We start from the raw sequence: 17,530 nt of genomic DNA, 5'->3' as shown, positions 1-17,530 counted from the left end.
CCCTGACCCCCTCCTCTCTGCGACCCCATGAGCACAGATCGCTCTTCTGCCCGTTCCCTGTCGTCTCGCCCTCACGCCGTCCCCTCGCCGCGCCGGCTCCTCGCCGCCGTCCTCGCCGCCGCGGGGCTCGTGGCGCTCCCGGCCCACGCGGTCGGCACGCGCAGCTTCGAGCTCAAGTCGCTCGAGGACCTGAAGGGCGGGGATCTCACCGGGGTCAGCGTGGACTCGAACGGCGCCGTGCGCGCCGGGCTGACGCTCGGCGCGACGCCGCTGCCGGACGCGACGTCCATCTGGAGCTCCGTGGTGCTGCCTGACGGCACGGTGCTGCTCGGCACGGGCAACGAGGGCAAGATCTACAGCGTCGCCGGCGGCCGGGTGACGCTCGCGGCGACGACCGGGCAGATGGCGGTCAGCGCGCTCGCGCTCGCGTTCGATGGCGATGTCATCGCGGGGACGTTCCCCGAGGGCAAGCTCTTCCGCTTGCCGCGCGGCGCCGGCAACGGCGGCCCGGCGAAGCTCTTCGCCGAGCTCCCCGAGACCGAGGACGTGTGGGGGCTCGCCTACGACCCGAGGGCGAAGGCGCTCTACGCGGCGACCGGCTCCGAGGGCAAGCTGTTCCGCGTCGACGCCGCGGGCAAGGCCCAGGTGTACTTCGACAGCGACGAGCCGCACCTCATGTGCGTCGCCGTCGCGGACGACGGCGCCGTCTATACCGGCTCGAACGGCAAGGCGCTCCTCTACAAGCTCACGGCGCCCGGCCGCGCGACCGTGCTCCACGACTTCGACGCCGACGACGTCAAGGCCATCGCCATCGCGCCGGGCGCGAAGGGCGGCGCCATCTACGCCATCGCCAACAAGTACACCGAGGCGTTCGCCCCCCCGAAGCGCAACCGGAGCGGGCCGCCGTCGCCGCAGCCGGCGCGGTCGCCGAAGCCCGGCAAGGGCGTGCTCGTGCGCTTCGATCGGAGCGGCGTCGCGGAGAAGATGATGAGCGACGACGACACGCACTACGTCTCGCTCGGCCTCGGCGACGATCTGATGCCCTACGTCGGGACCGGCGCGGAGGGCCAGCTCTACACCGTGAGCGACAACCACGTGGCGCGGCTCGTCGCCGACACCGACGAGCGCCAGGTCGGCGCCTTCATGATGGCCGGGAGGCGCAGGTTCGTCGCGACCACCGACCCCGCGGTCTTCCACGAGGTGAAGGGCGTCGGCGGCGCCTCGGCGGTGTGGACGAGCAAGGTGCTCGACGCCGGGCTGCGGGCCACGTTCGGACGCCTGACGTGGCGCTCCGACGGCGCGCTGGAGCTCGAGACCCGCAGCGGAAACACCGACGCGCCGGACAGCACCTGGAGCCCGTGGTCCCCGGCGCTCGCCGCCCCGGGGGACGCGAAGAGCCCGCCGGCGCGCTTCGCGCAGATCCGCGCGCGCTTTGGCCGGGATCCCGGCGCCGTGCTCCGCGAGGTGAAGCTCTCGTTCGTCACCGACAACGCGCGCGCCGTGGTCACCTCGATCGAGGCGGCGCCGAAGGGGCAGACGAAGCCCCCTCGCACGAGCCTCCCGTCGTCGGGCGGGGAGGCGCCGAAGCCCGTGAGCTCGCTCCAGCTGACGTGGAAGGTCGACAATCCAGATCAGGACGACCTGCGCTATCGCCTCTCGTACCGCATGGAGGGCCAGTCGACCTGGCGCAGCCTGCTGAAGCCGGGCGAGAAGGTGACGCGCGCCGAGTACGTATGGGACACCACCGCCCTCCCCGAAGGCGAGTACCGCCTCCTCGTCGAGGCGAGCGACGAGCTGGCGAACCCGCCCGAGCGCACGCAGCGCCACAGCCTCGAGTCGGGCACCGTGCTCGTCGACAACACGCCGCCGGTGTTCCGGGCGCTCGCGCTGCAGGGGCGCCGGCTCACGGGCGAGGTCGCGGACGGCCTCGGCCCGGTCGGGCGCATCGAGGTCTCGATCGCCGGCCTGGAGGAGTGGCGCCCCATCTTCCCGAGCGACGGCATCTTCGACGAGCCGGTGGAGCCGTTCGAGGCGGACCTCGGCTCCATCGTGCCGCCCGGCTCGCATCTGCTCGCGGTGCGCGCCTACGACAGCGCGGGCAACGTGGTCACCCGCGACATCGAGGCGCGGTAGCCGCCGCCACCCACCGTGGCCGCCGGTCGCAACGCCCGGCGCTCGGCGCGACACGGGCGTCATGCTTGCGCCAGGAGCTCCGGCAGGCGCGGCGCACCTGCGTTCCCCCCGCGCGCGCGGAGCATGCAACCTGACGTCCCCGGCCGCAGGGGCATCGGTGCCCTGGGAAACACACGCCGGGACGGCACATTCTGTGGATGTCCGATGGCGACATGATAAGCTCACTCCACTTGTTCTTTTCCCGTGTTTCTGGAATGAGCTCACCCCGCGCCGTTCTGCATTGGGGTCTCGCAGCGATTTCGGCCTTCGCGGTCTCCGCGTGCGGGATGTCCGGCAGCGACTCCGCCGGTGGGATCACCCCGGGCGATGGGGCGGAGACATGGGGTGGCGGGGGTGCGTCGGCCGCATCGACTGGAGGGGGCGACACCGCTCCGTTCGCGAGCGGCGGGGGCGGTGCCGTGGACGAGAGCGTCGACATCCCGGCGCCCACGGACTCGCCGGACCCCACCACGCGCTTCGCGCACCTGTGCGGCGACGGCTGCACGCCAGGGGGCGATCCGACCGAATGCTCGTCCAGCGACGCTGCAGGGTCGGGCACGGGGGGCCCCGTCGCGCAGCCGATGCATTGCCAGCTCGTGCTCGGCGAGGGCGACGCGATCCCGAGCTGCCGGCCGGTGGGCCGCTACCAGGCGGGCGGCCCGTGTCACCGGGGCATGGATTGCGCTGCCGGGCTGGGGTGCGCGGCAGCCGACGGGCAGGGCGGCGTGTGCCGGCAGTACTGTTGCGGCAACGTCGAGAGCTGCGCGCCTGGAACGTACTGCGATCAGCGTCCGATGGCCGAATCGCTCGCCGAGGGGAGCACCCCGCTTCCGATCCCGGTCTGCGTCCCCGCGGTGAGCTGCGAGCTCCTGGACGACAGCGTGTGCCCAACGGGCCTGACCTGCACGATCGTCCGCGAGGACGGCACGACGAGCTGCGTTGTGCCCGGCGACGGGCGAGCCGACGGTCCTTGCCCGTGCGCGCCCGGCTTCGTGTGCTCGATGCTGACCAACCAGTGCAAGCAGCTCTGCCGGATCGACGGGGGGGCGCAGGACTGCGGCATGAACGCCAAGTGCCAGGGTGGCAGCACGATCTACCCCCCTGGGTTCGGCGTATGCGTCAGCACGTCGTAGCCCGGGTCGCTTCGTAAAAAAGTGTTGGCGTGTCCGGCTCCGGCGCGAATCGGAGCGGCGAGCGCACGCGGCCGTGGTCATGCTGGACGCGTGCAGCGCCCCCTTCTCACCTTCGTTCTCTTCATCGCGATTTTCAGCGCCATCGTGGCAGGCGTTCACTACTACCTCTGGCAGCGCCTGATCCGCGCGCCCGAGCTCGGCCCGCTCTGGCAGCGCGTCGGCAGCGTGGCCCTGGTGGTGCTCGCGGTGCTGGTGCCGGTCGGCCTCTTCGTCACCCGCGCGCTGCCCCGGCACATCGGGGGCATCGTCGCCGGCGTCGTCTACACGTGGGTCGGGCTCGCCGTCCTGCTCTTCTTTCTCCTGCTCACCTCGGAGGTCGTTCGCCTCGGCGCCCACGGCGTCACGGCGCTCCTGAACCAGCCGCTCGACGGCGATCGCCGGACGTTCCTCTCACGCGCCATCGCGGGCACGGCCGGAGCGCTCGCCGTGGGCTTCGGCCTCGCCGGCGTCGCGAGCGCCCTCGGCGAGGTCGCCGTCCGCCCGGTGCGCGTCCGCCTCCGCCGCCTCCCCGGGGCCATGTCGGGCTTTCGCGTCGTCCAGCTCACCGACCTTCATATCGGTCCCACGATCGGGCGCGAGTGGCTCGAGCGCGTCGTTGCGCGGGTGAACGCCCTCAAGCCGGATCTCATCGCGATCACGGGGGATCTCGTCGACGGCTCCGTGGAGGAGCTCCGCGAGCACACCGCTCCGCTCGCCGATCTGCGCGCCAGGCACGGTGTCTTCTTCGTGACGGGCAACCATGAGTATTACTCCGGCGTCGAGGCGTGGATCGCCGAGCTCGGCCGGCTCGGCGTGCGGGTGCTTCGCAACGAGCGCGTCTCGATCGGCGACGGCGATCACAGCTTCGATCTGGCCGGCGTCGACGACTGGAGCTCCCGCGGCATGGGCGGCGACCATGGTCCCGACCTCGCGCGCGCGCTCGCGGGGCGGGACCCTTCTCGAGAGCTCGTGCTGCTCGCGCATCAGCCCAAGCAGATGCTCGAGGCCGCGGAGCGGGGGGTGGGCCTCCAGCTCAGCGGGCATACCCACGGCGGTCAGATCTTCCCCTGGGGGCTCTTCGTGCGGCTCGACCAGCCCTACGTCGCCGGGCTGTCCTCGCGCGGCGAGAGCCAGATCTACGTGAGCCGCGGGACGGGCTACTGGGGTCCGCCGATGCGCGTCGGCGCGCCGTCCGAGATCTCGTTGATCGAGCTCGATGGCGCCGCCGTGACGGAGGCCTTGGCGTAGCGCGACCGGGCGCTCACGGGAGCGGGCGCGCCGGGTCCTTCTTGCAGTTGATGACCGCCGCCGGGTAGCTGCTCGGGTCGGTGATGCGCTCCATCGCGAAGGCCGAGCCCCTGAGATCCAGCTGGACCGGCCTCGCCGCGGTGCCGGTCACATCACCACAGACGAAGTCGGCGGGCGCGCAGAGCGTGCCGGCCAGCGTGATGGTGGCCTCGAGCTCGCTGCCCGAGAAGGGGTTGGCGTTGCCCGGCACGACGATCGTGGGCAGCTCCGCGGTGAACGTACCGTCTTCGGACAGCTCGTAGGGGCCCACGTCGAACGGCGAGCCCGTGGGCGTCCGGCGATCGGCGGACTCCAGTGGCTGGAACGTCATTGAGAAGCTCAGGCCGCCGTCGCTCGCCTCGGTGGTCAGGCTGGCCACGAAGACGATAGGCGCCTGCGGGGCGAGATACACCGATAGGTTGAAGAAGAAGTCGCCGTCCACGGCGCCTGCCTCCGGCAGGCAGCCGTCCCCACCGCCACTCCCGCCGCCACCGCCACTTCCGTCGCCACCACCACCGCCGCCGCCGACCTGGCTTTCACGGATCGCTGTATCGCGAGCTTCGAAGTCATGGAATCTGCCCCCCGGGTCGGCGCATCCGATGAGGAGCGCAGCGGATGCGAAGCAGGGGAGCGCAGCGGATGCGAGCGTTGTCCGGGTGGAGCGGGAGAAAAGCATTTGACACCGTGCGAGAGGTGACATTTGACTTGAGCGGGTCGAACATCCCGCGACCTGGCAGGTGATGCAACCCTACCATGCAGGGTCTGTCGCAGGCGCCGTATTCCTCCCCCCAGAATCGAGAACACCGGCAATGCCCATCAACCGCCCCTGTCTCGCGCTCTCCGTCGGCCTCCTCGGCGGCCTTGTCTGGACCGGGCCTGCGCTCGCCGGCGGCTTCGCGACCGCGCGGTTCGGCGGTGAGCACGGCAACCCGATCACCAGCAATCCGACCGCGGTCTACTACAACCCCGCTGGCATCGCCGAGAGCGAGGGGATTCACCTGTTTCTGGACGGAAATCTGGCGCTGCGCGCCGCCTCCTACACACACACGCAGGCGGCGTCCGATGACGTGACGGTGCCGGAGGCGAACACGGGGCAGGCGAGCCTGGTCAACCTGGCTGCCTCGCCGATGCTCGGCGCGTCGGCCAGGCTCGGCGACCTGGCGCTCGGCGCCGGCGTCTACGTGCCCTTCGGCGGCGCCGCGTCCTGGGACACGAACAGCGCCTTCGAGGAGAATGGCGAGCTCGCCGGGCCGGTCGACGGGGTGCAGCGCTGGCATTCCATCGAGTCCTCGCTCCAGGCGATGTTCTTCACGCTGGCCGCCGCCTACAAGATCCCGGCGCTCCCCCTCAGCCTCGGCGTCTCGGGGAACCTGATTCGGGCTCAGGTGAGCACCGTGCGCGCCCGCAACGCCTCCGGCGACAACGCCCTTGCGACCGAGGGGCGCTCGCTGCTCGAGGTGAGCGGGCTCCACGCGAGCTTCGGCGTCGGCGCGTTGCTCGAGGCGATGCCGGAGAAGCTCTGGATCGGCGCGTCGTACCAGTCACGGCCGAACGTCACGGGGGGAGAGACGCTCGAGGGCACGCTCACCAACCGCTTCAACGGCGTGTCGAGCGGCGCGACCGACGTCGAGCTGCACCAGGACCTGCCCGACATCGTGCGGCTCGGCGCCCGCTTCGTCCCGGCGGAGCGCCTCGAGGTCCGGCTCTTCGGCGACTGGACGCGCTGGAGCTCGATGGAAAACCAGTGCCTCACCCAGGTCGGCGCGGCGTGCGAGATCCGGAGCGACGGCTCCGCCGCCGACCCTGCCACCGTGGTGCAGAACATCGTCCGCCGCTGGCGCGACACGTTCGGCGTGCGCGCGGGCGTCAGCTACTGGCCGCAGCCTGCGATCGAGCTCCTCGGCGGCGTCGGGTACGACTCCAACGCGGTTCCGGACGACACCCTGGATCCCTCGGCCACCGATTTTCACGATGTCTCGTTCGCCGCGGGGGGACGCTTCCAGGTCGCGAAGCAGCTGCACCTCGGGGCGTCGTACACGCACCTGTTCTACGTCAGCCGGGACACCACCGGGAGAGGCATCACCGCGGGCCTCTCGGGCAACTCGCGGGCTCCCGACTCCGGCGGGCTCTACACGCAGACCATCGGCGTGCTCAACCTCAACGTGGATGTCGGCTTCTGAGCGCGCCGGGCGTCGCCGCGGAGAGACGCGGAGACCCGGCGAGGCGGCTCAGGGGGCGCTGCGCCGGGTCCGGCGGAGCAGGCTGAAGATGCGCGCCCCCAGCTCGGGGGCGCGGAACGGCTTCACCATGTAGTCGTCGGCGCCGCTGGCGAACGCGTGGACCATGTCCTGCGACGAGGCGTTCGCCGTCAGGAAGAGGACCGGCAGATCGCGGAGCTCGGGGTCCTGCCGCAGCGCCCGGCAGAGCTCGATGCCGGTCATCCTCGGGAGGTTCCAGTCGAGGACCACGAGGTGGAAAGGCGAGCTGCGGACCCGCTCCAGCGCCTCCTCCGCGCTGGCGACGGCGACCGCGACGAGCCCGACGGCCTCGAGCATCGTCGTCAGCATCTGGCGGATCTGCGGATCGTCGTCGACCACGAGGAGCCGCGAGCCCTTGCCCTTCAGCCGAGGGGGCGAGGTCCTGCCCGTCGCGCCGGCGCCCTGGGGGCCGGGCGGCGCGGCGGGCAGGACCTCGCCCCCGGCCCGGAGGAGCGCCGCCGCGTCGGTGTCGGGCATGGAGCCGGGGCGGGGCGCCTCCGTCCGCGCGAAGTCGGCGAGGCGGCGCCAGTCGCGCGGCTCGAACGTGAGCCGCGCCCCCTCGGGCGAGACGGAAGCGCACGCCGCGGCCGACGTCGCGCGGCGGTTTTCGCCCAGCTCGAAGATGGCGAGCACCCACTCGCCATCCGCGACGACCTCGGCCGCGGGCAGCCCGAGCTCGAGGTCGCCCTCCTCCGGATCGCCCACGATTTGCTCGAACTGTTGCAGATCCGGGAAGCGGTAGAGGACGCTCCGCACACCTTGACGCTACACCCGCGCTAGCATCTCGCAAAGGGTCCGACTAAGCTCGCGCCGCGATGTCATTCCTGCGCTGGATGCCGCCGATCCTCGCGTTGCTTTCGATCGGCGTCACGGGTTGTCCTGGGAACTCCGGCTCGAGCGAGCCCAAACCGGCCCCGAGCCCCGAGGTGTCGGTCTCGCTTTCCGGTGTGGACACCTCCGCGCTCACGCCCCGTGAGCGTCGAGAGTGGGCCGCCCAGGTCTCCGAGCTCCTCTCCCCCTGCCCGGACACGCCCGTGAGCATTGCGCAGTGCGTGAAGGAGGAGCGCCCCTGCAAGGCGTGCCTCCCTGCCGCGCAGCTCCTGCTCAAGCAGGTCAAGGAGGGCCGGTCGAAGAAGGAGCGCGAGGACGCGTTCCGCATGCGCTTCGACGCGAGCAAGGTAAGGACGCTCGCGACCGACGGCTCGCCGGAGATGGGGCCGCCCGACGCGCCGATCACGATCGTCGAGTGGGCCGACTTCGAGTGCCCGTTCTGCCGGCTCATGTCGCCGCTGCTCGAGGGGCTCGTGAAGCGCTTCGACGGGCAGGTGCGGCTTGTCTTCAAGTTCTACCCGCTCGCGGCGCACGTCCACGGCGAGTCCGCCGCGCGCGCGGCGACCGCCGCGCTCAACCAGGGCAAGTTCTGGGAGATGCACCACCTCATCTTCGAGAACCAGGACAGGCTGGAGCAGGCCGACCTCGAGCGTTACGCGCAGCGGCTCAAGCTCGACATGGTGAAGTTCCGCGCCGATCTCGTCTCGCCCGAGACCAAGGCGCGCATCGAGAAGGACAAGAAGCAGGCCGAAGAGGTCGGGCTCGAGGGGACGCCGCTCATCTTCATCAACGGCCGCGAGGTCGACCTGCAGCTCCTCACGAACCCGGGCGACGATCTCGAGGCGTGGGTGAAGCTCGATCTGGAGCTCCTCGGCAAGGAGCCGCGGCCCGCGCCGCCGAAGCCGGCCGACGCGCCCGCCGCCGGCAGCACGACCCCCGCCGCCAGCGCGATCCCCGCCGCCAGCGGCAGCGCGCCGGCGGGCAGCGCGGCGCGCCCCGCGGCCTCCGCCGGGCCCGCTCAGCCGAGGACGCCTTGAAGGTCGCCGACCCGTGCGGCTGCTTCCCGACGGGCCGGCACTACCCTGGGATCGCGCACCTCCTCAAGGTGCGCGCCATCGGCGTCGCCTCCGAGATCGACGCGGGCAGCGCCTGGATCGATCAGCCCATCGCGTTCATCGACGTCGAGACGACGGGGCGCGATCCGGCGGGTGACCGCATCATCGAGCTCGGCATCGTCATCGGCCGCGCCGGGGAGATCCTGACGCGCTACAACTGGCTCATCCATCCGGGGCGGCCGATCCCGGCGGAGAGCACCGCGATCCACGGGATCAAGGACGCGGACGTCGAAGGCAAGCCGTCGTTCGCCGAGGTCGCCGAGGAGATCCTCGCCTGCTTCAAGGGGATGATCCCCGCCGCGTACAACGCCTCCTTCGACCGCTCGTTCCTGCTCGCCGAGCTCGAGCGCGTGGGCATGCGCCCGCACGAGCCGCCGCCCGCCATGCGGCGGGAGGTCGACTGGATCGATCCGCTCACGTTCGCGCGCGAGCTCTACAAGAACGAGGAGAGCCGCGCCCTCGGCGACATGGCCGCGCGGCTCGGGATCACGCTGGACAAGGCGCACCGCGCGACGGACGACGCCGAGGCGGCGCTGCAGGTCCTGTACGCGCTGGCGAAGGATCCGCGGGTGCCCCGCGCCTACGGCGGCCTGATCCAGGAGCAGCGGCGCCTGGTCCGCCTGCAGGACGAAGCGCGGAAGCTCTGGCGGAAGGCTCCCGCCGCCGCGGCGCCGCAGACCCCGAAGCCCAGCTGACGCCATGGTCGACGGGCCGAAGCGGCGCCTTCCGGTCGTCGTCGGCGGCGGGCCCGGCGCGGCGCCTCCCCGCGGCGGGACGGCAGGGCCGGAGAAGCGCAGGCTCCCGGTGCTGCAGAGCAGCGGCGATGACGAGGGCGAAGAGCGCCCGCCGTGGCACTGGATCGCGCTCGGCACGGTGGCGACGTTCATCGCGTGGCTGCCGCTCGCTGGGCTCGCGAACACGCTGCTGCGCCGGATGATCGAGCGCGCCGGAGACGCCGGGGCGCAGGGCTCGGTGCGGCTCGCGATGGTGGGGCTCAACGCGCTTGCGTTCGCGCTCGCCGGCGTCGCCGGGGGCTACCTCGTGGGGCGCTTCGGCGGGCGCGCCGGGCGGCGCGAGGCGGCCGCGAGCGGGGCCGTGGTCGCGGCGCTCGCCTGGGCGCTCGCCCTCGCCCAGGGCGCGCCGGCGGGCGCGCTCGGTTGGGCGCTGCTGCTCGCCGTGATGGTCGCGATCGGCGGCGCGGCGTCGTACGCCGGCGGTCGCGCCGGCCTCCGGGCCCGCTCCGCCGGAGCGCCTCGCTCGAGCTGAGCGTCGCGCCTCGTGCAGCCGCGGCGCGCGGCGGGCCGTTCAGATCGGATCGAGCCGGCGAATGGGCGCGCGCGCCTCGGGGAGCGAGGCGTACGCGACGGCGGTGCGCGGATCGCGCGCGTCGGGGGCGACGTCGAGCAGCGGCCTCAGCGCGAAGGCGCGCTCGCAGAGCCGCGGGTGCGGCACCACGAGGTCCGGCTCGGCGACCGCTTCGCCCTCGATCCAGAGCAGGTCCAGATCGATCGTGCGCGGACCCCACCGCACCGGATCGGGGCGCGTCCGCCCGAGCGAGCGCTCCACCGCGAGCGTGCGCTCGAGGATCTGGCGCGCGGGAAGCGAGGTGGCGACGAGCACCGCGGCGTTCACGTAGTCGCCCTGCGGCGGGCCGCCCGCGGGCGGCGACTCGTAGCGCGACGACTCGCGGACCACGTCGAGCTCGCGATCGGCGCCGAGCGCCTCGATCGCCGCGCGGAGGGTCGCCAGGCGATCGCCCAGGCTCGACCCCAGCCCGATGACGACGCGCCGGCGGGACGTCATGGCGAGGCCCTGCCACGCCGCTTCCGGCGGCTCGCGGCTCCCCGCGCCGCCGGCGAGCGCCGCGCCGCGGATCGGCGCGTGCCGGGCGCCGGTGCGACGTTCGCCATCACTCCGCTGGATCCGTCGTGCGGCGCCCGACGCCGAGCCGCCTGCCTTCCGGCCGCGGGGGAAAGACGCGCCGATCGTCGGGGTTGCGGCGCGGGATGGGCGAACGTCGCTCGATGGACGGATCGCGCGGCGACGGCTGCGCGCCGCGCTGGAGCCCCACGAAGAGCTCGCGCATCTCCTCGAACGTCTCCGGCATGGCGGCGGCCACGGTCGCAGCGTGCGTCCGGCACAGGCTCAGCGAGCGTCCCTGGATGACCACGCGCGCCATCCTCGTCCTCGCGCGAGGATCCCCGGGCGCACCGCGCTCCCGATCGCCCAGCTCGCCGTCCTCGCATACGGCACATCGCTCGAATGAGTCGCCCATGGGGGAGCCTTCGCAGACCCGGGGCCTCCGGGCCAACTTCCGGGAGCGCGGCGGGTCACGGCGCGGGGCGGGTCACGCGCGGCCGGCTCGGCCGCGCGCCCGCTCCTCGGCCCAGGCGATCACCGTGTCCGCGGGATCCGCGCCGGTGAAGCGCCCGAGCTCCTGGATGCCCGTCGGGCTCGTGACGTTCACCTCGGTCAGGCGCTCGCCGATGATGTCGAGGCCCACGAAGTGGAGGCCGTCGGCGCGCAGGCGCGGCGCGACCGCGCGGACGAGATCGAGCTCGCGCGGCGTCAGCTCGGTCGAGACCACGCGCCCGCCGACGTGGATGTTCGAGCGGTGATCGTCGTCGCGCGGCACCCGGAGGATGGCGCCGAGCGGCTCGCCGTCGAGCAGGAGGACGCGCTTGTCGCCCTGGACGACGGCGGGGAGGTACTCCTGGATCATCGCGAGGCGGTGCCCCTCGCTCGTCATCATGTCCGCGATGGCGCGCGCGTTCTTGTCGCGCTCGTTGATCTGCAGGACGCCGAGGCCGCCCGCGCCGTCGAGCGGCTTGATCACCGCCAGGCCGCCGAGGGCGCGCACGAACGCGTGGATCTGCTCGCGGTCGGCCGTGACCAGCGTCCTCGGCGTCCACTCGGGGAAGTTCAGCGCGTAGAGCTTCTCGTTGGCGTCGCGCAGCCCGCGCGGATCGTTGACGATGAGCGGGCAGCGCCGTGCGCGCTCCAGGATCAGCGTCGCGTACAGGTAGCTGCGATCGAACGGCGGGTCCTTGCGGATGAAGATCGCGTCGACGTCCGCGAGCCGGAGCCTGCGCGCGCCCCCGGCGAGGTCCAGCGAGATGAACGGGGGCGCGTCGCCGATGATCACCGGGGTCGCCGACGCGTGCGCCTCGCCGCCCTCGATCGAGAGGTCGCGCGGCAGGCAGTGGTAGCTCTCGTGGCCGCGCGCCTGCGCCGCGCGGATGAAGGCGAACGACGTGTCCTTGTCGTGCGCCACGCGGCTCAGCGGATCCATGACGAAGACGAAGCGCATGCGGTCTCTCGCGGGGTGGGGGTGTCGAGGGGAGGGGAGGGAGGGCCGGGGCGCCGCTCGCGCGGGCGCGCTCACTGCATCGCAGCGAGGACGAGCTGCGTGCTGAGGTCGTCGCCGAGGTCCGAGGCGAGCGCGTACCCGACGCCGCTGTGCTCGGCGGCGACGACCGAGTAGCCGTTGATCTTGCCCACGTAGACGGGGCGCTCGCGCACGACGCGCGGCTTCAGGATCGGCTGCGCCTTCTGCACCGGGACCGCGCGCGAGTTGAAGAGGTAGACCGTCACGCGGTGGTTGCCCTTCACGACGTACTGGAGCAGGGCGGCGCGCCGATTGCGCATCGTGTGCACGCGGGCGCCCATGAAGTTCGCGTGCATCGACTGGAACTCCGGCCTGCGGACCGGCACGCCGACGAACGGATCGAAGCGCGGCAGGTCCGCCGGGTCGGTCGTCTCCGGCGGGAGCGGCTGCGCGTGCTGCGTGACCAGATCGTCGAGCAGGACCTCGACGCTCTCGCCGCGCGCGAGATCGACGTCCAGCTTCGTGTCCACCTTCGCCGTGTCCGCGGGGGCGGCGGTCCGCTGCCGCGTCACGCCCATCATGAACACGACGCCCGCCGCCACGGCGAGCGCGGCGGCGTACCCCTTGTGCACGAGGCGCGGCCTCGCATCGGCCGCCTGCGCCGCCTGCGCCGCCTCGCGCGCCGCGCCGCGCGCGTGCTCGTGCGCCATCGCCGCGGCGACGCGCGCCCGCAGCAGGTCCGGACACGCCGCCGGCTTCGCCCGCCTCAGGCTCCCCCGCAGCGAGCGCAGCAGCTTCACCTGCTCGAAGCACGGAGGACACTGGACGAGGTGGGACTCGAGGTCGAGCGCGTGGTCCGGATCCAGCTCGCCGTCGGCGTAGGCCGACAGCGCGTAGTCGAACCGCGCACAGCTCTCGATCGACTTCGCGGCGCTCATGCGACACCCCGCTTTCGCTTGCGGTACGCGTCCAGATCGGCAGGCGCGTCCTTCGCCGGGTCGGCGCTGACGATGCCCATCAGGATCGCGTGCTCGCGCAACGTCTTCTGGAGGAGCTTGCGGCCGCGGTGCAGCCGCGACATCACCGTGCCGATCGGGCACCCCATCGCCTCGGCGATCTCCTTGTAGGAGAGCTCCTCGATGTCCGACAGCACCACCGCCAGGCGGAACTCTTCGGGCAGCTCGTCCAGGGCGCGCTGCACCTCCGCCTCGACGAGGGGCGTGAGCGCCTGGGTCTCCGGATCGCGCATCGCACGCATCGTCGTCGCCCCGACCCACCCGTCGGTGAGCGGCTCGGCGTCGGGCCCTTCGAAGATGCCCCGCTCGAGGCCCCCCCGGCGGTACCGGTTGATGAACGTGTTCGTCAGGATCCGGAGCAGCCAGGCCTTGAGGTTGGTTCCGGGCTCGAACTGATCCCGGGCGCGCATCGCCTTGACGATGGTGTCCTGGACCAGGTCTTCCGCCTCCGTCGAGCTCTTTGTCATCCGGCAGCTCACGCCGTAAAGCGTGTCCAGATGACCGAGGAGCTCGACCTCGAAGGCGTCAGCGCGGCTTCCCTCGCTGCTGGCCAGCGACAGGTCCTGCGCTACGGACGCAGGTTTCTTGCTGAAGAAGAACGGCATGGGCTCGACGGGGGCAACAGGGGAGCGGCCAGGGCTATTCCAGCCTGCTCTCGCCCCCCTGACCCTCGCCCGCGGATTCGTCCGCGGCAGAGCCAGCCTGGAGAGGAGCGGCGCCCTCGGTGGGTTCCCCGCTGTGTCCCTGGAGCTTCGCCTCCAGCTCGTCAATGCGCTGCGATAGACGCTTGACATCGGACTGAAGATCGCGGACCAGGCCGAGCCCCGGGAGGATGGCGCGGATGCGCTCGTCGACGGCATGCTGCCACTGATCGAGCGTCTGCTTCGAGCTCTCGACGATCCCGCTCAGGCGCCCCTTCGCGTGGCTCGACTTGTCGGCGTCGAGCGGCGGGGGCGGCTGCGACGGCGACGCGGACGCCGCGGGCTCCGGCGCGGGGACCTGCGCCGTGCCCGGCGCCACCGTCCCGCCCTCCCCTGGGACCGCGCCGGGGATCAGCCGGCCGATCGGGCCCTCGCGCAGCTGCGAGAGCAGCCGCTCGCCGCGCTCCTGGATCAGATCTCTCAGCGTGCCGAGCGGGACCGAGCGCGGCTGCGATTTGAGATCTTCCGAGATGATCAGCGCCAGCGTGACCTCGGTCTTGTCCTCCTTGGTCGCGTTGTCGATGATCTGGACCTCTTCGCCAGCCCGGACCATCTCCCCGATCTGCTGCAGGGTGACGTAACGACTGTCCTTCGTGTCGTAGAGCTTCCGATTGGAGTAGCGCTTAATAACGCGACGCGGTACCTCGCCGCCTACCAGAGTCTCCTTCGCCGTTTCCATCTCCTCTACGCCTCGAGTTGATTGGACCACCGCTAGAAACCTCGCGCAAGGGAAGATCACTCGATATCACTCGATAAATTGGACGACGTGCAGGAGCCGGCGATCGAGCTGCGAAACGTGGCTGCGAGCTATCCCACGGGGCGGCTGGCGCTGGAGGGGATCGACCTGGAGGTGCGCGCGGGCGAGCTCTGCGCCGTCCTGGGGCCGAACGGCGCCGGCAAATCGACGCTGGTCCGGGTCCTCTCCGGGGCCCTGCGGCCGGCGCGGGGCGGGGCGACCCTGCTGGGGAGGCCCCTCGACGCCATGGACCGGCGGGCGATCGCGCGGTGCGTGGCGGTCGTGCCGCAGGGGATCGCCTCGGCGCCCGGCTTCACGGTGCGGGAGGTCGTCATGATGGGCCGCGCGCCCCACCAGGGCGCCTGGATGCGCCCCTCCGGCCGGGACGAGGAGGCGGTCGCCCGCGCCCTCGGGGCCTGCGATCTCGTGGAGCTCTCGGGGCGGCCCGTGGCCGAGCTCTCCGGCGGCGAGCAGAAGCGGGTCGCCATCGCGCGGGCGCTCGCGCAGGAGGCGCAGGTGCTGATCCTCGACGAGCCCGGGGCCCACCTCGACATCCGCCACTCGATCGAGATCCACGAGGTCGTGCGCCGGGAGGTCGCCGAGCGGCGCCTCGCCTGCGTCGCGGTGCTGCACGACCTCAACGCGGCCGCCCAGTACGCCGACCGCGTGGCGCTCCTCAAGGCCGGGCTGCTTGTCGCGCAGGGCACCGTCGAGGAGGTGATGACCTACCGCCGGCTCAAGGACGTGTTCGAGGCGGAGCTCTACGTGGGGGTGAACGAGCTCGACGGCAGCCGGTACTTCCTCCCCGTCCGGGGCGCGCGCGAGCCGCGGGGGTAGGGAGGAATCGCCGCGGGGCAGCGCGGGCAGGGGGCGGCGCGGGGCGACGTTCTCCGCAATCTCGACCGCCCGCGCGGCGCGGTTTATAAGCGGCGCCATGCGCGGATCTCCACCCTGGAGAGCTCTCTCTCGAGGCTTCCTGCCGTGCCTCCTGGCCCTCCTGGCCCTGCTCGGCGCGGCCGGCTGCGGCCAGAGCAGGACGGCGCCCGAGCTCCTGAGCGTCATCGACGTCGTGCCGCGCGAGGTGGACCTCGGCGATCGCATCGAGATCCTCGGGACCAACCTGCCCACGGCGCAGGCGAAGGAAGCGGTCGTCACGTTCCGCGGGACGCTGAGGCGCCCCGGCCAGGCGCCGCTCACCGGCCAGAGCATCGAGATCGACGGCGCGCAGCTCAGCAGCAACAAGGTGTCGCTCGTCTTCTCCGACGGGCTGCAGGCGCGCTTCGCCGGCCGCGGCGACGACGCGGTGCACACGACCTTCCACGGGGACGTGACCGTCGAGATCCCCTCGGCCACGCAGGGAGGGCTCCCCGTGTCCGGCACGGTCAGGGGCGTCACGCTCGACTTCATCCCGCCGACCCCGCGCCGCGCCATCATCGAGGCGCGCGAGAAGGAGGGGGCGCGCGCGCTCGCGTTCTTCGGCATCGAGGTGGCGGCCGAGTCGCCGCCCGCCGGCGGGCTCGTCGTGACCGGCGTGCGCGACGGGAGCCCCGCGAGCCGGGCGCAGCTCCTCGCCGGCGACGTCATCACGAGCTTCGAGGGCGTGAAGGTCCTGTCGAAGGGCGACGTGAGGCCGGGCGGCCACGAGCGGCTGTCGCCGGTCGGGATCCGGCGGGGCGCGGCCCCGTCCGAGGTCAAGCTCTCGACCGAGGGGTTCCACTCGAGCGCCCCGACCGATCTGCTCGGCGCCGGGATCCTCCTCGGCGTGGCCGCCGCGATCATCCTGCTCTTCATGGCGCCGACCGCGGGGATCATCACGTGGGTCGAGCGCCGCGTCTCGGCGCGCATGCAGTCGCGCATCGGGCCGAACCGCGCCGGGCCGCAGGGCTTCCTCGTGTGGATCGCCGACGGCATCAAGTCGATCCTCAAGGAGGACGTCATCCCGGCCGAGGCCGACAGGGCGCTCTTCCGGCTCGCGCCCTACCTCGTCTTCGTCGGCGTGTCGGCCACGTTCGTGGTCATGCCGTTCGGCCAGTACCTCATCGCGGCCGACCTCGACATCGGCATCCTCTTCGTCATCGCCGTGACCTCGCTGGTCACGATCGGGCTGATGACCGGCGGCTGGGCGTCGAACAACAAGTGGTCGCTCCTCGGCGGGATCCGCTCGGCGGCGCAGATCATCAGCTACGAGATCCCGGGCGCGGTCGCGATCGTGTGCATCGTGATGATGACCGGCTCGCTGCGGCTCCAGGACATCATCGCCGCGCAGGGCGGCACCGGGGCCTCGTTCCTCGACGTGGGCGGCTGGCCCTGGCACTGGTTCGTCTTCCGCAACCCGATCACGTTCGCGCTGTTCTTCCTCTATTTCACGACGGCGCTCGCGGAGGGCAACCGCGCGCCGTTCGACCTGCCCGAGGCGGAGAGCGAGCTCGTCGCCGGCTACTCGACCGAGTACTCGGGGATGCGGTACCTCTTCTTCTTCTTCGCCGAGTGGGCGAACGTCTTCGTGATGTGCGGCATCGCGAGCGCGCTCTTCCTCGGCGGCTGGCAGATCCCCGGCGTCTCGCCGTCGCAGCAGGAGGCGAGCTTCGGTCTCCAGCTCCTCGGCGTCTTCCTGTTCCTGCTGAAGAGCTGGTCGCTCGTCTTCGTGGTGATCTGGATCCGCTGGACGCTGCCGCGCGTCCGGATCGACCAGATGATGAACCTCTGCTGGAAGTGGTTCGTCCCGCTCTCGTTCCTCGCCTTCCTCCTGACGGCGCTCTGGATGGTGATCGGCGTCAGCAAGACGGTCCAGCTCGTCATCAGCGTTGTCACCTTCGCCGTCTGGGCCTACCTGCTCATCCACTTCATCCGCAGGGTCCAGTACAACCTGCGCCAGGCCAAGGTCGCGCTCCACCTGAATCCGTTCCTGTGACAG

16 protein-coding genes and 1 pseudogene are annotated in these 17,530 nt (G+C 72.0%); 9 read left to right on the top strand and 8 right to left on the bottom strand.

Annotation, left to right across the window (positions count from 1 at the left end):
• The first annotated feature begins 27 nt into the window (after positions 1-27).
• From WMF28_RS37660 to WMF28_RS37650, 3 genes are all read left to right on the top strand, one after another.
• The gene (locus tag WMF28_RS37660; RefSeq protein ID WP_437598401.1) at positions 28-2,133 is read left to right on the top strand and encodes a hypothetical protein; all 2,106 of its coding nucleotides are present in this window, start codon (positions 28-30) and stop codon (positions 2,131-2,133) included.
• Positions 2,134-2,591: 458 nt separating this feature from the next.
• Positions 2,592-3,305, top strand: coding sequence for a hypothetical protein (locus WMF28_RS37655; protein WP_437598400.1), 714 nt, complete (start codon positions 2,592-2,594; stop codon positions 3,303-3,305).
• Between the two features lie 90 nt (positions 3,306-3,395).
• The gene (locus tag WMF28_RS37650; RefSeq protein WP_437598399.1) at positions 3,396-4,592 is read left to right on the top strand and encodes a metallophosphoesterase; all 1,197 of its coding nucleotides are present in this window, start codon (positions 3,396-3,398) and stop codon (positions 4,590-4,592) included.
• Between the two features lie 13 nt (positions 4,593-4,605).
• On the opposite strand, the gene WMF28_RS37645 is transcribed toward WMF28_RS37650, so the two are convergent.
• A complete protein-coding gene (locus WMF28_RS37645; protein WP_437598398.1) occupies positions 4,606-5,073 on the bottom strand; it encodes a hypothetical protein in 468 nt (155 codons plus the stop codon).
• 367 nt (positions 5,074-5,440) lie between these two features.
• On the opposite strand from WMF28_RS37645, the gene WMF28_RS37640 reads away from it, so the two are divergent.
• On the top strand, positions 5,441-6,811 hold the full coding sequence (locus WMF28_RS37640) for an OmpP1/FadL family transporter (RefSeq protein WP_437598397.1): 1,371 nt from the start codon (positions 5,441-5,443) through the stop codon (positions 6,809-6,811).
• Positions 6,812-6,859: 48 nt separating this feature from the next.
• On the opposite strand, the gene WMF28_RS37635 is transcribed toward WMF28_RS37640, so the two are convergent.
• Positions 6,860-7,645, bottom strand: coding sequence for a response regulator transcription factor (locus tag WMF28_RS37635; protein ID WP_437598395.1), 786 nt, complete (start codon positions 7,643-7,645; stop codon positions 6,860-6,862).
• A 278-nt stretch (positions 7,646-7,923) separates the two neighbouring features.
• On the opposite strand from WMF28_RS37635, the gene WMF28_RS37630 reads away from it, so the two are divergent.
• The 3 genes from WMF28_RS37630 to WMF28_RS37620 are packed head-to-tail and all read left to right on the top strand — an operon-like array spanning position 7,924 to position 10,101.
• A complete protein-coding gene (locus WMF28_RS37630) occupies positions 7,924-8,757 on the top strand; it encodes a DsbA family protein (RefSeq protein ID WP_437598393.1) in 834 nt (277 codons plus the stop codon).
• The gene (locus WMF28_RS37625) at positions 8,754-9,530 is read left to right on the top strand and encodes a 3'-5' exonuclease (protein ID WP_437598392.1); all 777 of its coding nucleotides are present in this window, start codon (positions 8,754-8,756) and stop codon (positions 9,528-9,530) included. Before WMF28_RS37630 ends, WMF28_RS37625 begins: the two co-directional genes overlap by 4 nt.
• 4 nt (positions 9,531-9,534) lie before the next feature.
• Complete coding sequence (locus WMF28_RS37620; RefSeq protein WP_437598391.1) at positions 9,535-10,101, top strand: hypothetical protein; 567 nt, start codon at positions 9,535-9,537, stop codon at positions 10,099-10,101.
• A 39-nt stretch (positions 10,102-10,140) separates the two neighbouring features.
• Here WMF28_RS37620 and folK read toward each other — a convergent pair whose 3' ends face one another.
• From folK to WMF28_RS37590, 6 genes are all read right to left on the bottom strand, one after another.
• The gene (gene folK / locus WMF28_RS37615; RefSeq protein ID WP_437598390.1) at positions 10,141-10,638 is read right to left on the bottom strand and encodes a 2-amino-4-hydroxy-6-hydroxymethyldihydropteridine diphosphokinase; all 498 of its coding nucleotides are present in this window, start codon (positions 10,636-10,638) and stop codon (positions 10,141-10,143) included.
• 106 nt (positions 10,639-10,744) lie between these two features.
• Complete coding sequence (locus tag WMF28_RS37610) at positions 10,745-11,005, bottom strand: hypothetical protein (RefSeq protein ID WP_437598389.1); 261 nt, start codon at positions 11,003-11,005, stop codon at positions 10,745-10,747.
• Positions 11,006-11,182: 177 nt separating this feature from the next.
• Positions 11,183-12,145 carry a glutathione synthase gene (gshB, locus tag WMF28_RS37605; protein ID WP_437598388.1) on the bottom strand — a complete coding sequence of 321 codons (963 nt, stop codon included), beginning with the start codon at positions 12,143-12,145 and terminating at the stop codon, positions 11,183-11,185.
• A 71-nt stretch (positions 12,146-12,216) separates the two neighbouring features.
• A complete protein-coding gene (locus tag WMF28_RS37600; RefSeq protein WP_437598387.1) occupies positions 12,217-13,101 on the bottom strand; it encodes an anti-sigma factor family protein in 885 nt (294 codons plus the stop codon).
• Entirely contained in the window at positions 13,098-13,784 is a 687-nt protein-coding gene (locus WMF28_RS37595) for a sigma-70 family RNA polymerase sigma factor (RefSeq protein ID WP_437598386.1), read from the bottom strand. Before WMF28_RS37595 ends, WMF28_RS37600 begins: the two co-directional genes overlap by 4 nt.
• A gap of 34 nt (positions 13,785-13,818) precedes the next feature.
• Entirely contained in the window at positions 13,819-14,559 is a 741-nt protein-coding gene (locus tag WMF28_RS37590) for a polyhydroxyalkanoate synthesis regulator DNA-binding domain-containing protein (protein WP_437598384.1), read from the bottom strand.
• A gap of 138 nt (positions 14,560-14,697) precedes the next feature.
• On the opposite strand from WMF28_RS37590, the pseudogene WMF28_RS37585 reads away from it, so the two are divergent.
• Positions 14,698-15,453, top strand: a pseudogene (locus WMF28_RS37585) (ABC transporter ATP-binding protein); the annotation flags it as partial.
• 97 nt (positions 15,454-15,550) lie between these two features.
• The gene (nuoH, locus tag WMF28_RS37580; RefSeq protein ID WP_437598383.1) at positions 15,551-17,527 is read left to right on the top strand and encodes an NADH-quinone oxidoreductase subunit NuoH; all 1,977 of its coding nucleotides are present in this window, start codon (positions 15,551-15,553) and stop codon (positions 17,525-17,527) included.
• The last annotated feature ends 3 nt before the right edge of the window (positions 17,528-17,530 follow it).

Source organism: Sorangium sp. So ce590 (assembly GCF_051521365.1).
In the GTDB taxonomy this organism is placed as follows: domain Bacteria; phylum Myxococcota_A; class Polyangia; order Polyangiales; family Polyangiaceae; genus Sorangium.
This window is presented reverse-complemented; position numbering and strand designations above follow the sequence as displayed.